Genomic DNA, 15,287 nt, shown 5'->3' with positions numbered 1-15,287 from the left:
CCGGGCTTTCTGCGTTTGACTGGATTTGAGACATGACGGGAACGACACGATCGAGCAGCGGGCTGGACGACCGCCGCAAGCGGCTTCTGTTCCGCTGCTGGCACCGCGGCACGCGCGAGATGGACCTGATCCTCGGCCACTTTGCGGATGCCGAGATCGGCAATTTGTCCGAGCCTGAATTGATCGAGCTCGAGCGCCTGCTCGAGGTCAACGATCCCGATCTCTATGCCGCCATCACCGGCGACAAGGTGCTTCCGGCCGACGTCACCGGCGCGCTGTTTGCCCGCATCAAGGCGTATCCGATCGCGGACCGCGACGCATGAAGCAGGGTATGAAATCACCGGCCGAACTGCTGACGCCCGGCCGCGCCTTGACGCTCGCCAATGTCGCCGAGGGCGCCGAAGGCCTCGTCGTCTCCGATCTCGCCCGGGCCATCGCGGCGCGGCCGAAGAAGCCGGCGGTCAGTCTTGCGGTGGTGTGCCGCGACGGTCCGCGGATGCAGCAGCTCGAACGCGCGCTGCAATTCTTCGCGCCCGATCTGCCGGTGTTGATCTTCCCGGCCTGGGACTGCCAGCCCTATGACCGCGTCTCGCCGCATGGCGGCATTTTGGCGCAACGCCTGACGACGTTGGCACGGCTTGCGTCCCTGACGGGCAGCGACAAGCCGCTGATCGTGCTGACCACGGTGAATGCCGTGGTTCAGCGCGTGCCTGCGCGCGAGCTCGTCGCGGCGCAGGCGCTGTCGGTTGCCCCGGGCAACGTGGTGCCGATGGACACCATCGTCGCCTGGCTGGAGCATAACGGCTACAACCGCTCCTCGACCGTGCGTGAGCCCGGCGAATACGCCGTGCGCGGCGGCATCCTGGACCTGTTTCCGGCCGGTCTCGACCAGCCCGTGCGCTTCGACTTCTTCGGCGACAGCCTGGAGTCGATCCGCTCCTTCGATGCCGAGACCCAGCGCACGCTGCTCGACATGCGTGCGCTCGACCTCGTTCCGATCTCGGAATTTCAGCTCGTCACCGACACCATCCGCCGTTTCCGCATGGGCTATGTCGCCGAGTTCGGCGCGCCCGAACGCGACGACGCGCTGTACGAGGCTGTCAGCGAAGGCCGCCGCCATCCCGGCATGGAGCACTGGCTGCCGCTGTTCCAGGACCGGATGGACACGCTGTTCGACTATCTGCAAGGGGCAGCAGTCGCGATCGAGCCGCAGGCCGAGGACGCCGTGCGCGAGCGCTTCAAGCAGATCCTCGACTATTACGAGGCCCGGCGCGAGGCGATGGAGCATCCCGGCGGCGGTGCCATCTACAAGCCGTTGCCGCCTGACAGGCTTTATTTGACCGAGGAGGAATGGGGCAGGCGCCTCGGTGATATCCCGCTGGCGCGGTTGACGCAGTTTTCCGTGCCGGCCGATGGCACGAGTGTCATCGATGCCGGTGCGCGCAAGGGCCGTGACTTCGCGCCGGAGCGCAACGACACCACCGTCAACGTGTTCGAATCCGTGGTCGCGCATGTGATGGCACTGCAGGCCCAGCGCAAGAAGGTCGTGATCGCGCTCTGGACCGAAGGCTCGCGCGACCGCATGACTTCGATGCTGCGCGACCACAAGCTGGCCCACACCACCAGCGTCAACAGCTGGCGGACGGTGCAGGCGACGCCGCGCAACGAGACCATGCTCGCCGTGCTCGGCCTCGAAAGCGGCTTCGAGACCGACGAGATCGCACTGATCAGCGAGCAGGACATCCTCGGCGACCGCCTGGTGCGGCCGCGCAAGGCGAGCCGCAAGCTCGACAATTTCATCTCGGAGGTGACGAGCCTCACTGCCGGCGATATCGTCGTCCACGTCGACCACGGCATCGGCCGCTTCATCGGCCTGCAGACCCTCGATGTCGCCGGTGCGCCGCATGACTGCCTCGAACTGCATTATGCGGCCGAGACGAAGCTGTTCCTCCCGGTCGAGAACATCGAGCTGTTATCCCGCTACGGCTCCGACCAGACCACGGTCGAACTCGACCGCCTCGGTGGAGGCGGCTGGCAGACCCGGAAGGCAAAACTCAAGAACCGCATTCGCGAGATCGCGGGCGAATTGATCAAGATCGCTGCCGCGCGCCATCTGCACGAGGCGCCAAAGCTGCCGGTGCAACCGGGCCTCTACGACGAGTTCTGTGCGCGCTTCCCCTATGACGAGACCGAGGACCAACTGGGTGCGATCGAATCCACCCTGAAGGACCTCGAGCTCGGCCGTCCGATGGACCGGTTGATCTGCGGCGACGTCGGCTTCGGCAAGACCGAGGTGGCGTTGCGCGCGGCCTTTGCCGTCGCGCTCGAAGGCAAGCAGGTCGCCGTCGTGGTGCCGACAACGCTACTCGCGCGCCAGCACGCGAGGACCTTCACCGAGCGTTTCAAGGGCTTTCCGGTCAACGTGGCGCAGGCCTCGCGCCTGGTCGCGACCAAGGAGCTCAACCTGGTCAAGAAGGGCATCGCCGACGGTTCGGTCGACATCGTCGTCGGCACCCACGCGCTGCTCGGCAAGGCGATCAAGTTCCGCGAGCTCGGCCTCGTCATCGTCGATGAGGAGCAGCATTTTGGCGTCACGCACAAGGAGCGGCTGAAGGCGTTGCGCTCCGAGGTGCACGTGCTGACGCTGTCGGCAACCCCGATCCCGCGCACGCTCCAGCTTGCGCTCACCGGCGTGCGCGAACTCTCGATCATTGCCTCGCCCCCGGTCGACCGCCTTGCGGTCCGCACCTTCGTTGCCCCGCACGATCCGCTGATGATCCGCGAGGCGCTGTTGCGCGAGCGCTATCGCGGCGGCCAGGCGTTCTACGTGGTGCCACGCATCGACGACCTCGCCGAGGTCAAGGATTTCCTCGACAAGAACGTGCCGGAGATGAAGGTCGCGGTCGCGCACGGTCAGATGCCGCCCGCCGTGATCGAGGACATCATGACGGCGTTCTATGACGGCAAGTTCGACATCCTGCTGTCGACCACGATCGTGGAATCCGGCCTCGACATTCCCAACGCCAACACGCTGATCGTGCATCGCGCCGACATGTTTGGCCTCGCCCAGCTCTATCAGCTCCGCGGCCGCGTCGGCCGCTCCAAGCTGCGGGCGTACGCGCTGTTCACGCTGCCGGCGCAGCAGAAGATCACGGCGCAGGCCGAGCGCCGGCTCACCGTGCTGCAGTCGCTGGAGACGCTCGGCGCGGGCTTCCAGCTTGCCTCTCACGACCTCGACATCCGCGGCGCCGGCAATCTGCTCGGCGAGGAGCAGTCCGGTCACATCAAGGAGGTCGGCTTCGAGCTCTATCAATCGATGCTGGAGGAGGCGATCGTCAATCTCAAGGCCGGCGTCTCAGAGCCTGCCGCCGACCGCTGGTCGCCATCGATCACGATCGGCATGCCCGTGCTCATTCCCGAGGACTATGTCGGCGACCTCTCGGTGCGGCTATCGCTGTACCGGCGCCTCGCCGATCTCGACACCGAGGAGGAGATCGAGAATTTTGGTGCCGAGATGCGCGACCGCTTCGGCGTGCTGCCGGACGAGGTGCGCTATCTGTTCAAGGTCGCCGCGATCAAGGCGTTCTGCCGCAGGGCCAATGTCGAGAAGATCGACGCGGGCCCGAAGGGCGCCGTCATCGTCTTCCGCGACAATTCTTTCGCCTATCCCGAGCGCCTGGTGACGTTCATCCGCAGCCACGGCCAGGCCGCCAAGGTGCGCCCCGACATGAAGGTGGTGTTCCTCCAGGACTGGGAGACCCCGGAAGAGCGTCTCGCCGGCACCACGGAGATCATGCGGCAACTGGCGCACCTCGCCGAGAGCAAGAAGGCGGCGTGAGGCTCCGGTCTCACCACGTCATTGCGCGGAGCCCTTGCGACGAAGCAATCCAGAATCTTTCCGCGGAGAGAGCCTGGATTGCTTCGCTTCGCTCGCAATGACGGTGCTTGTTGCGCCAGCCGGCGAGAAAACTACGACGCCGCGCGCGACGCATCGGCCGACAGCCGCGCCAGCAGCGACCGTGCCGTATCCGACGGTGACAGCGAGTCCACGCTGACCACGGGATCGCTGCGCATCTCGTGCTTGCCGTTCGACGTATGCCGCATCACCGCGGACAGCCGGCGCGCAATCATGTGCGCCGTGCGGAAGTCGGTCTCCGCGAACACCACGATCACCGAGCCGTCCTTCTGTGCCGCGCCAAAATCCATCTGCCGCATCAGGCGGCTGAGGATGCGCGCGGCATCTAACTGGGCGCGGGGGTTATTGGGATCGAAGGCGAAGCGGGCGACGGAGAGGCCGCCGCCGCGGGCCAGCGTCTGCTCCACCGCCTTGGCAAAATCGCGGGCGAAGGCTTCCACCGTGAGCAGGCCGCTGCGCGGATCGAGCCAGCCGCCGGCGTCGATCGAGCGCAGCGTGCGGCTCAGCTGCGCTTCCATCGCATGCTGGCGGATCAGCGGTAGTGCATTGGCGGCGACTTTCACCGGCTCGCCGGAGATCAGCTCGAGATTGGGCAGATCGTAGCTCTGCGCAAGCTGGTGTGCGGTGACGACGACGGGCAGGTTGCGGAAGCGGGTATCCTCGGCGAGCACCGTCAGGAAGGCATCGGCGACGCGCGCTGTAAAGCCTTCGGCGAGCACGACGCCGTCGAGATCGCGGGTGTTGAGATGCTTGGCGGCGGCTTCGATCGAGAGCGCGCCGATGACGCCGACGCGTTCGCCGAGCGCGACCGAGAGCGCAGGATAGGTCTCGCCACGGCCGATCAGGAGCACGGTGGCATCGCGTGCGGGATCGGCCTCAGGCAGCGAGACCGTCGCCTCCGGCAGCCGGCGCAGCACGGTGGCATGAAGGGTGCGCACACGCAGCGCGGCGCGGAGCCGCGCGATCAGGCGGTCGGGATTGCCGCTGCGTGAGGCGAAGGGCAGGGCGTTGGGAGGCAGCGTGCCCGCGGCATCCATGGCCACGAAGGGAAGGTAGGGCGATTGACTGGCGATCTTCTTCGCGAGCGGAGCGATGTGCGGCTCGTGTCCGGCATGCATCGCCGCGAGAACCGCGGCCGGTTGCACCTGCTCGACCGCGCGTGCGGCGCTGGCCCAGTCGGTGTCGACCACGGGAAAGAGCCTGGCCTCGTCCAGCGCCGCAATGAAGGGCGGCCGTTCGACATTGGACACAAACAGGATCGGGCCCGCCTGGGACATTGCAAACTCTGATCACGCAACAGGTGCCGCGCAATCTAGTTTGGCCGCCTTAATGCGGCGTCAACGGAACGGGTGAAACTGGGCCTAGACCGGCCCCGAGCGGTCGCGAAAAGCCTCGACCATCAGGGGGTTAAGCCCGAGCTCGCTGAGCGCCTCGCGGGCGCGGACATTGTCCTGGGCCCGGCCCGCCAGCCGGTGGCCGGAGAGGCGGTCGGGCAGCGCGGTGAGCAGGGCACCCTGCCCGAGCCGGCGGGCCCATTCCTGGAGATCGTTGGAGAGGAACCGGTAGCCACCGACGGCCATGATGCCGGAGGGCGGCGCGGTGATGCAGATCGCGCCGCTCGGACGGTCGAGCCGGGCGGCATAGCCGGTGTCGACATAGTCGCGCGGCGGCTGCGCGATCAACGTCTCGCCGACCGGCTGCGGCGGCGCGTAGGCCGCGATCGGCACCATCGGCCCGCGCAGGCCGAGCGTTCCCTTCGGGGTCAGCAGGATCTCGCCGGCGATGGAGGAGCCGGACTGCTCGCGCGGGGCGCCATGCGGCCCCGGCATCACCGCGACAGGCATGCCGTCCTCGCCGCGGCGGGCGCCGAACAGGCCGGCCTCGCCGAACAGATAGACATCCGTGAGCGGCGCATGCGGCGCGATCCAGGCATCGCTTGCGGCGACCTGCTCGGGCGCGCGCCAGAGGCCGATGACGTTGCGTAAGGTGGGCATCCGCGCCGCGAGATCGGAATCGCCGAGGCGGAGCGCGAGCTGGGCAGGTGCGATCAGCACCTCGCATTCGTGCTGGTTGATCTGCTGCTCCAGCACTTCGCTCTCGAAGGGATGATGCAGCGCCAGCGTGCCGCCCGAGAGCAGCCACACTGCGAGCGAAGAGGCCAGCCCCGCGAACGACATCGGCGCGAACGCCGCCATCACGGTCGCGCCCTGCTTGACGTCGGCTTCGAGCGACATCGCCAACCCGCCGGCGATCAGGCTGAAATGCGGCCGCGGCACCGGGCGAAAACCTTCCGCGGTGACGTCGAAGGAAATCATCGCCGCCTTGCGGCCGTCCTGGATCACGGTGCGCGTGGTGCCGGGCGGGCGGGCCAGCACGCCGTCGAGCGAAGCCATGCCTTCGGGCAGATCGGTGCCGAAGCCGCAGACGTGACGGATCGAGAAGGCTTCGGCCGCCGCATGCATCGCAAGGTCGGCATAGCTGACACCGTCGACCGTGCTCATGGTAACGATGGCGCGCGCGGCGGTGCGGTTGAGCGCGGCGGTCAGTTCCGCGTGCCGCCACAGCAGCGGCAGCACGGCGACGACGAGGCCGGCGCGATGGGCGGCGAGCACCGTCAGCACGAACTCGACCGTGTTGGGCAGCTGGATCGCGATGACGGAATTGGCCGGCAGGCCGGATTCCACGAAATACGCCGACAGTGCCTCGATCGCCGTATCGGCCTCGGCGTAGGTCATCCGCCGCGGCTGGTGCCCGGTCACGCGCGCCTTGTTGAGGGGATCGAGCAAAGCGAGCGCGTGCGGCTGCCGGGTCAGCGTGCGCTGAAACAGCGTGTCGAGCGTCGGCGATGTTGCTGGCTGGTTCACGGCGTCACTTTGCTTGATGAGCTTGCGGCTGCCCCTTCGACCACCAGGTCTCCGGCAAATAGCCGGACAGCGAAGTGGCCTTGGGCCGTTCTATCCGATTCCAGCGCGCGATCCATTGCTCGGATACGTTAAACAGGGGGATTGTGTAGAAGCCCGCGATCAGAGCGCGGTCGAGCGCGCGCACCGCCGAGACGAAATCCGTATGTTCACGGGCCTCCAGCAGGGCGGCGATCATGGCATCGACGGCAGGATCCCTGGCGCCCATGTAGTTGCGGGTCCCCGGATTGTCGGCGGCTGCGCTGCCCCAATAGAAATACTGCTCATTGCCGGGCGACAGCGACTGGTCCCAGCGGTTCTGGATCATGTCGAACTCGTAAGCGAGCCGGCGCTGGTCGAACTGGACGGGATCGACCGAGCGGACGGCCACCTCGATGCCGGCGCGCTTGAGGTCGCGCTGGAAGGCGAGTGCAATGCGCTCCTGGTCGCGGGTCGTGACCATGATCTCGAAGGTGAGGGGCGCCTTGGTCGCGCGGTTGCGCATCACGCCGCCGTCGAGATCGTAGCCGGCCTCTGACAACAGTTTCAGCGCGGCGCGCAGCGTCGTGCGGTCGCGCCCCGAGCCGTCGGTGACCGGCAGGCGGTAGCTGCCGTCCATGATGTCGGGCGGGATTTGCGCGGCGAAGGGTTTCAGCAGCTCACGCTCGCGCGCATCCGCAAGGCGGCCGTAGGCTGATAGTTCCGAGCCGGCGAAATAGCCGGCGACGCGCGAATAGAGCCCGAAGAAATAGTTGCGGTTGACCAGCTCGAAATCGAATAGCAGCGTCAGCGCCTGACGGACGCGGATGTCGGCGAAGATCGGACGGCGGGTGTTGAACACCAGGAATTCCGAAGGCTGCGGCACCCCCGGCTTGATGGTGTCGCGGATCACTTCGCCGCTTCTGGCGGCCGGAAAATCATAGCCGTCGTGCCAGCGCAGGGGCTCGTGTTCGACACGGAAATCATAGAGACCGCGCTTGAACGCCTCGAACTGGCCGTTGGCCTCGCGAAAATAGTCGAGCCTGATCTCGTCGAAATTGTAGAGCCCGCGATTGATCGGCAAATCACGGCCCCAATAGTCGGGGTTGCGGGTCAGCGTCACGCTGGCGCCGGGCTTCACCGCCGTGACGCGATAGGGACCGGAGCCGACCGGGCCCGTCAGCGTCGTCTCCTCGAAACTGGCGACATCGACTGCATGCTTCGGCAGGATCGGCATCAGGCCGAGGATCAGCGGCAGCTCGCGGTCATTGGCATCGGTGAGGTCGAAGCGGACAGTGAGGGGATCGGGCGCCTCGGCCTTCGCGACCTTGGCGTAATACTGGCGGTGATTGGGACGGCCGTGGTCGCGCAAGAGCTGCCAGGAGAACAGCACGTCTTCGGCGAGCACGGGTTTGCCGTCGGAGAAGCGGGCGCGCGGATCGAGGTGGAACGTGACAAAGGTCCGGTCGTCGTTGGTTTCGACGGTCCTGGCGAGCAGACCATAAAGTGCGAACGGCTCGTCCTGGCCGCGCGCGAGCAGGCTCTCGACCACGTAGCTCCGCACCTGCTGCACGGCCAACCCTCTCACGATGAAGGGATTGAGGCTGTCGAAGGTGCCGAGAACGCCCCACGTCAAGCGTCCGCCTTTCGGGGCATCCGGATTGGCGTAGGGCACGTGGGTGAAATCGGCAGGCATCGCCGGCTTGCCGTGCATGGCGATGGCATGGGCTTCCTCGGCACGCACGCCGCCTGCCGACAGCCCGACGGAGAGGGCCAAAACGAGGGCCGGGGCGAGACGGCAAAGGCGGCGTCCGGGGCCCTCGAAGAGGCGCTGGAACATGAACATCGGCACACGTTGATTCGAGGACCGGCGGGCCTGAATCCTATCACAGGGAATTTCACTGGGTGCAGCTGTGGATGTGGCCAAAGACGCTTGTCGGCATTGATCTTTTCGTCGGCCACGTTAAGAAGGCGGTCAATCGCGCAAGAGCGCCGAGCCCGTCACTTATCCGCCTCAATTGACGGGGAGAGAGCCGCGCCCAAGGCGGCCAGGTTCGGCGCTTCGGAGCGGTTCGGGCACTTCCCGTTCAGAAAGGGTTTTCCGCAATGAATTTTCGTTACTTGGCCGCGTCCGTCCGGCCGCGCGGGCGACTTCTCGCCTTGTTGACGGCGACGGCGTTGGCCGTTCCGTTTGCCGCCGAGGCCCAGACCCCGGCGCCGGCCCCAGGTGCCCCCAAGGCGGCTCCGGCCCCAAAAGCCGCTCCGAAGGCTGCCCCCAAGGCTCCGGCGCCCGCAGCGTCTCCGCAGGCCCAGCAGCCTCCCGCTCAGGGCGCGCCGGCGCAGCAGGGCGCAGCGCAGCCGGCTGATCAGCAGATCCAGCTGATCTATGCCCCCTGGACCAAGTTCTGCCTGAAGGGCCAGGACGCCAACGCCAAGCAGGTCTGCTTCACCGGCAAGGATGGTCGCATCGAGTCGGGCCAGCCGGTCATTGCCGCCGTGATCATCGAGCCGGAAGGCGAGCCCAAGAAGATCCTGCGCGTGACACTGCCGCTCGGCATGCAGCTGGTGCACGGCACCCGCATCATCGTGGACAGCAACGCGCCGCTGCAGCAACCGTATGTGATCTGCTTCCAGAACGGCTGCATGTCGGACTACGAGGCCACGCCCGAGCTCATCAACAGCATGAAGAAGGGCCAGAATCTCGTTGTGCAGGCGATCAACGCCAACGGCGCGCCGCTGACGCTGCCGCTGCCGCTCGCCGGCGAATTCCAGAAGGCCTATGACGGTCCGCCGACCGATCCGAAGGTGTTCGAGGAAACCCAGAAGAAGCTCCAGGAAGAGCTTCAGAAGAAGGCCGAGGAGCAGCGCAAGAAGCTCGAGCAGCAGGGCACGCCTCCCGGCACAGCTGCGGCTGGTCAGAAGTAATCGGGATCACATCCCGAACATGAAAAAGGCGCTCGTTTCGAGCGCCTTTTTTACTGGCCGCTTGCTGGCGGCGAATTTCAGTTCAGCGACGGATTGCGCGGGCGATAGCCGCCGGCCTTGTCCTTGATGAAGATCTCGGCGACCTGTGAATGCCGGACCGGCTCACCGGAATCGTCGGGCAACAGATTCTGCTCCGAGACATAGGCTACGTATTCCGACTCCGCGTTCTCCGCGAGCAGGTGGTAGAACGGCTGGTCCTTGTGGGGCCGCGCCTCCTCGGGAATCGACAGCCACCACTCCTCGGTGTTGTTGAATTCCGGATCGATGTCGAAGATCACGCCCCGGAACGAGAAGATCCGGTGGCGCACGACCTGTCCGATCTGGAATTTGGCTGTCCGCGCTTTAATCATCCCCCGTCGATAGACCAGGATTGTGGCCGATGCTAGTGGCCTTATCCGGAATTAACCTTCGCGTCAGGGGCGCATAGCCCCCAAGTCTTCAGAAAACACTTCAATAATGGTCGATATCCTCAATCTGGCTCTACCTTATTTCGGCTTAATCTTCGTCGGATTCGCCTGCGGAAAGACCAAATCCCTGCCGGAATCGGGCCTCGCCTGGATGAACTTCTTCCTGCTCTACGTCTCGCTCCCGGCGCTGTTGTTCGCGATCATGTCGAAGACGCCGTTTGCGGAATTGAACAATCCTCCGTTCCTGGTCGCGACCACGCTGTCGACGGTTGCGGCGTTCACGCTGGCGCTGGTGGTCGGCAAGATGCTCGGCCGGCTGTCGCTGCGTGAGGCGACGCTCGCGGGCCTCTCCGGTGGCTACGGCAATATCGGCTATATGGGACCGGGCCTGGCGCTTGCGGTGCTCGGGCCGAAGGCGTCGGCGCCGACCGCGCTGATCTTCTGCTGCGACAGCATCTTCCTGTTCACGATCGTGCCGCTATTGATCGAGCTGTCCGATCGCGACCATCCCTCGCTCGTGCACGCCTTCGGCGTGGTGCTGAAGCAGATCGTGCTCAACCCGCTGATTATGTCGGCCTGTTTTGGCGCGGCGGTGGCGGCGCTGCATATCGAGCTGCCGGTCGCGCTCGATCGCACCATCACGTTCCTCCAGAACGCTGCTGCTCCGACTGCGCTGTTCGTGCTCGGCGTGACCGTGGCGCTGCGTCCGTTCGACCGGGTGCCGTGGGAGGTGCCGGGCGTGATCGCGGTCAAGCTGCTGATCCATCCGCTCACGGCGTTCGGCCTGATGCTGGCGTTCGGCCCGTTCGCGCAGCCTTGGGCCGCGACTGCGATGCTGATGGCCTCATTGCCGCCAGCGCTGAATGTGTTCGTGATCGCCCGCCAGAACGATGCGTGGATCGAATCCGCATCCGTCGCGGTGCTGCTCGGCACCTTCGCATCCGTGGTCACGCTGACCAGCGTGATGTGGGCGATCCAGAGCGGGCGGCTGATGTTTCCGTAAGCGGCGGAACTGCTGGCAACACGAATGGTGCGCTCCCTCTCCCGCTTGCGAGGGAGGGTTGGGCAGGGGGTGTCCCGCGTTGGGATTGTCCGAAGAGGGCGGAGAAAATCCGACGCGGCGAAAACCCTCACCCGGTGCTACGCACCGACCTCTCCCGCAAGCGGGAGAGGTGCACCGAGCCCGCCGTGAATCCACCCTCACGCCATTCAGGCTTGGTAGACTCCCTATCGCCGCCACGTCGGCGTCAGGCCCTCGCGCATCGCAAAACGCCGGAGTGGGCCGATGGCGCCGAGCAGGTGCATGCCGACGGCGCGGACCGGCTGGAGCGGCAGGAAATCGTTGAGCAGCGAGCGATTGGCGATGTCGATCGCAAAGGTGCGGCTCAAAATGTCCGGACGCCGCGCCCGGTCGTAGCGCTTGAGCACGTCGGACGCGCCGGGATCCTGGCCCGCTGCGACGGCTTCGCCCGCGAGCCGGGCGATGTCGGCGGCATCGCGCAGGCCGAGATTGAGGCCCTGGGCGCCGATCGGGGGAACCACATGGGCCGCTTCCCCGACGAGCGCGATACGGTCACGGCCAAAGGATTTTGGACGCTCGATCGCCAGCGGGAACAGGTTGCGCCCGGGCTCGACCGTCATGCGTCCCAGAATCGAATGCGACTGCTTCTCGATCGCGGCGGACAGCTCCTCGTCGCCCAGGCCGCGCAGCCGTTCGGCTTCGGCGGGCGCGGCGACCCACACGATGCTGGAGCGGTCGCCGGGCAGGGGGACGAACACGCAGGGACCATGCGGCGTGTGGAACTCGGTCGAGACATTGCGATGCGGCCGCGCATGGCCGACGTTGAAGGTCAGCGCGGTCTGCGTCAGCTCGCGCCGCGTCACGGCGATGCCGGCCGCCTCGCGGCACAGCGAGTGCCGACCGTCGGCGCCGACCACGAGCCGGGCCGAGAGGAATTGTGCCGAGGCCGTGCGGATGGCGACGTCGCCGGCCTCGATCAAGATGCTTTCCGCCTCGTCGTCGAAACGGACGAGCTGGGGGAATTCGGCCGCGCGTTCTTCGAGCGCCAGCATCAGCGAACGGTTGTCGATGTTGTAGCCGAACGTGTCGAGACCGATTTCGTGACAGGAGAACCGGACCTCCGGGGCACGGAACAGCCGGCCGGTATCGTCGACGAGCCGCATGACCTCGAGCGCGGCCGCCTTGTCCTTGCAGCGCGACCAGACGTCGAGGCGCTCCAGGAGATCGACGGAGGCACCGAGCAGCGCGGTGGTGCGGTTGTCGGCATAGGGCACGCGCCGCGCCACCAGCGCGGTCCGCGCACCCGCCTGCGCCAATGCGATCGCCGCTGCAAGTCCCGCCGGACCGCCGCCGATCACGGCGGTGTCATGGAGTGTCGATGCGTCTGTCATGGAACGACATTTGACATGGCCCGCGGCAAATTCAAGCCCGCTGATTTTGCTTGATTTTATGACGAATTGCGCGGCCGCGCGTCGCAATGGCGGATGTGCAAATCGGTGTCATTCTGGTAGCAGAAGCCATGGACAGCCAAGAGGATTCCCTGAAGCCCACCCCCGCGATCCGCGCTGCGGCGTTCTCGGTGCACATCTTCACCGCGTTCGGTGCGGCGGTCGCGCTGCTGGCGATGCTGGAGGCCGTGCGCGAGCACTGGGCGGCGATGTTTCAGTGGCTGGGCGTCGCTCTGATCATCGATGCGATCGATGGTCCGATCGCGCGCCGGCTCGACGTCAAGAACGTGCAGCCGAACTGGTCGGGCGACGTGCTCGATCTCGTGGTCGACTTCGTCACCTATGTCTTCGTGCCGGCTTACGCGATCGTGGCCAGCGGGCTGTTGCTGCCGGTCGCAGCTCCCTTGCTCGGCGTCGCCATCATCGTCACCAGCGCATTATATTTCGCCGATCTGCGCATGAAGGCGGACGACAATCATTTCCGCGGCTTCCCGGCGCTGTGGAATGCGGCAGCGTTCTATTTGTTCCTGCTGCACTGGCCGCCGCTCTGGTCGACGCTGCTGGTCGCCGCGCTCGTCGTGCTGACCTTCGTGCCGTTCCACGTGCTGCATCCGGTCCGCGTCGTGCGGCTGCGCTGGCTGACGATGTCGCTGATCGCGATCTGGGCGCTGCTCGGCCTCTACGTGCTGCAGATGGATTTCCGCGTCGGCACCGGCGTGACTGTGGTGCTCTGCGCCATCGCGCTCTGGATCAGCTTCAGCGATGCCCTGATACGACTGGTAAAATCCTTCGCATGATGCATCTCCTCACCAGCCCCGAAGCCTGGGCCGCGCTGCTGACGTTGACGTCGCTCGAGATCGTGCTCGGCATCGACAACGTCATCTTCCTGTCGGTGATCGTCTCGCGCATTCCGGAGAAGCAGGCGCACCGCGCCCGCCAGATCGGGCTCGCGCTGGCGCTGGTGTTCCGCATCATCCTGCTCAGCCTCCTGGTCTGGCTGATCGGCCTGACCGCGCCGGTGTTCTCGTTCGCCGGCTACGGCTTCTCCTGGCGCGACCTCATCCTGATCGGCGGTGGCCTGTTCCTGATCGCCAAGGCGACGCACGAGATCCACGGCGAGGTCGAAGCCGACGACGGCGAGGGCGACGAGAAGTCCGCCGGCAACGCCTTCTTCTGGGTGATCGTCCAGATCGTGATCATCGACATCGTGTTTTCGCTGGATTCGATCATCACCGCGATCGGCATGGCGCAGGACATCGAGATCATGATCGCGGCCGTCGTGATCGCCTGCCTGATCATGTACATTTCGTCGGGCCCGGTCTCGCGATTCGTCGCGGAGCATCCGACCACCAAGATGCTGGCGCTGGCGTTCCTGGTGCTGATCGGCGTCGCGCTGGTCGCGGACGGATTCCAATTCCACATTCCGCGCGGCTATATCTATTTCGCGATTGCGTTCTCGGCGGCGGTCGAATTCTTCAACGTGCTGGCCAAGCGCAACCGCAGGAAAGCCGGCGCGCCGTCGGTCTAGCCGTTCCAATTGCGTCGAGTTGACAAGGCGGGCGCGATGTCTTTCGCTTGTTCGCGAGTAGGCCGAGAGCAAGACAACGAGGAGGTCAGGTGATGACCAAAGCCGTCCGTGTGCACCAGGTCGGAGGCCCTGAAGCCCTGGTCTATGAGAGCGTCGACGTGCCGGCGCCGGGCCCGGGCGAAGTGCGCATCCGCCAGCACGCGGTTGGTCTGAACTTCATCGACGTCTATTACCGCACCGGCCTCTACAAGGCGCCGGGACTGCCCTTCATCGCCGGCAACGAGGCCTCGGGCGAGGTCATGGCGGTCGGGCCCGGCGTGACGCATTTCCATCCCGGCGACCGCGTCGCCTACTACCACAATCTCGGTGCCTATACCGGCGAGCGCAACATCCCCTGGGAGAAGCTGGTCAAGCTGCCCGACCACATCACCCACGAGCAGGGCGCCGTGCTGATGCTGAAGGGGCTCACGGTGTGGTATCTCCTGCACAAGACCTTCAAGGTCGAGCCGCATCATCGCGTGCTGATCCACGCCGCCGCCGGCGGCATCGGCCTCTTGGCCTGCCAATGGGCGAGCGCGCTCGGGGCCCACGTCATCGGCACCGTCGGCTCGCGCGAGAAGGCCGAGCTGGCGGAGGCCAATGGCTGCGACCACGTCATCCTCTACAACGAGGAAGACTTCGTCGCGCGCGTCAAGCAGATCAGCCGCAACGAGGGTTGCGACGTCGTCTATGACGGCGTCGGCAAGGCCACCTTCCCGGGCTCGCTGTCCTGCCTGAGGCCGCGCGGCATGTTTGTTTCTTTTGGCAATGCCTCCGGTCCCGTGCCGCCGTTCTCGATCGCCGAGCTTAACAATCACGGCTCGCTGTTTGCGACGCGGCCGAAGCTCAACGACTATGTCGGCAAGCGCTCGGAATTGCTGGAAGGCGCCGACACGCTGTTCGCCGCCGTCATCAATGGCAAGCTGCATGTGCCGATCAACCACGCCTACGCGCTCAAGGACGCCGCGAAGGCGCATATCGATCTGGAAAGCCGCAAGACGACGGGCGCGTCGATCTTGAAGCCGTAGTTCTTCCGTCATCATCCGCTCTCGTGTCCCGGACGC

Annotated in this window: 12 protein-coding genes; 7 read left to right on the top strand and 5 right to left on the bottom strand. The window is 65.9% G+C overall.

Annotation, left to right across the window (positions count from 1 at the left end):
- Window positions 1-32: 32 nt before the first annotated feature.
- Together LRP30_RS20520 and mfd are read left to right on the top strand one after the other, a co-directional pair.
- Window positions 33-323: a succinate dehydrogenase assembly factor 2 gene (locus LRP30_RS20520; protein WP_128933833.1), complete on the top strand. Its 291-nt coding sequence runs from the start codon at window positions 33-35 to the stop codon at window positions 321-323.
- Window positions 320-3,838 (top strand): transcription-repair coupling factor, encoded by a 3,519-nt coding sequence (mfd, locus tag LRP30_RS20515; RefSeq protein WP_128933834.1) that lies wholly within the window; start codon window positions 320-322, stop codon window positions 3,836-3,838. Before LRP30_RS20520 ends, mfd begins: the two co-directional genes overlap by 4 nt.
- Window positions 3,839-3,969: 131 nt before the next feature.
- Here mfd and LRP30_RS20510 read toward each other — a convergent pair whose 3' ends face one another.
- The 3 genes from LRP30_RS20510 to LRP30_RS20500 form a co-directional block, all read right to left on the bottom strand.
- Complete coding sequence (locus LRP30_RS20510) at window positions 3,970-5,193, bottom strand: GGDEF domain-containing protein (protein ID WP_128941165.1); 1,224 nt, start codon at window positions 5,191-5,193, stop codon at window positions 3,970-3,972.
- Window positions 5,194-5,277: 84 nt separating this feature from the next.
- A complete protein-coding gene (locus LRP30_RS20505; protein WP_249761498.1) occupies window positions 5,278-6,780 on the bottom strand; it encodes a class I adenylate-forming enzyme family protein in 1,503 nt (500 codons plus the stop codon).
- A 4-nt stretch (window positions 6,781-6,784) separates the two neighbouring features.
- Entirely contained in the window at window positions 6,785-8,641 is a 1,857-nt protein-coding gene (locus LRP30_RS20500; RefSeq protein ID WP_249761797.1) for an extracellular solute-binding protein, read from the bottom strand.
- A gap of 260 nt (window positions 8,642-8,901) precedes the next feature.
- On the opposite strand from LRP30_RS20500, the gene LRP30_RS20495 reads away from it, so the two are divergent.
- Window positions 8,902-9,720, top strand: coding sequence for an invasion associated locus B family protein (locus tag LRP30_RS20495; RefSeq protein ID WP_128947036.1), 819 nt, complete (start codon window positions 8,902-8,904; stop codon window positions 9,718-9,720).
- Window positions 9,721-9,797: 77 nt separating this feature from the next.
- Here LRP30_RS20495 and hspQ read toward each other — a convergent pair whose 3' ends face one another.
- A complete protein-coding gene (gene hspQ / locus LRP30_RS20490; RefSeq protein WP_091894475.1) occupies window positions 9,798-10,130 on the bottom strand; it encodes a heat shock protein HspQ in 333 nt (110 codons plus the stop codon).
- A 106-nt stretch (window positions 10,131-10,236) separates the two neighbouring features.
- On the opposite strand from hspQ, the gene LRP30_RS20485 reads away from it, so the two are divergent.
- Window positions 10,237-11,190 (top strand): AEC family transporter, encoded by a 954-nt coding sequence (locus LRP30_RS20485; RefSeq protein ID WP_128933840.1) that lies wholly within the window; start codon window positions 10,237-10,239, stop codon window positions 11,188-11,190.
- Window positions 11,191-11,414: 224 nt separating this feature from the next.
- Here the strand turns inward: LRP30_RS20485 and LRP30_RS20480 are convergent, their stop codons facing one another.
- Window positions 11,415-12,599 carry a UbiH/UbiF family hydroxylase gene (locus LRP30_RS20480; protein WP_249761497.1) on the bottom strand — a complete coding sequence of 395 codons (1,185 nt, stop codon included), beginning with the start codon at window positions 12,597-12,599 and terminating at the stop codon, window positions 11,415-11,417.
- Between the two features lie 86 nt (window positions 12,600-12,685).
- On the opposite strand from LRP30_RS20480, the gene pcsA reads away from it, so the two are divergent.
- The 3 genes from pcsA to LRP30_RS20465 all read left to right on the top strand — a co-directional run bounded on the left by pcsA (window position 12,686) and on the right by LRP30_RS20465 (window position 15,251).
- Window positions 12,686-13,453, top strand: a complete 768-nt coding sequence (gene pcsA / locus LRP30_RS20475) for a phosphatidylcholine synthase (RefSeq protein ID WP_128933842.1) — start codon at window positions 12,686-12,688, stop codon at window positions 13,451-13,453.
- Entirely contained in the window at window positions 13,450-14,184 is a 735-nt protein-coding gene (locus tag LRP30_RS20470; RefSeq protein WP_128941187.1) for a TerC family protein, read from the top strand. Before pcsA ends, LRP30_RS20470 begins: the two co-directional genes overlap by 4 nt.
- A gap of 92 nt (window positions 14,185-14,276) precedes the next feature.
- Window positions 14,277-15,251: a quinone oxidoreductase gene (locus LRP30_RS20465; protein WP_249761496.1), complete on the top strand. Its 975-nt coding sequence runs from the start codon at window positions 14,277-14,279 to the stop codon at window positions 15,249-15,251.
- Window positions 15,252-15,287: the final 36 nt, after the last annotated feature.

This window comes from Bradyrhizobium sp. C-145, assembly GCF_023375135.1.
Lineage (GTDB): Bacteria > Pseudomonadota > Alphaproteobacteria > Rhizobiales > Xanthobacteraceae > Bradyrhizobium > Bradyrhizobium zhanjiangense.
This window is presented reverse-complemented; position numbering and strand designations above follow the sequence as displayed.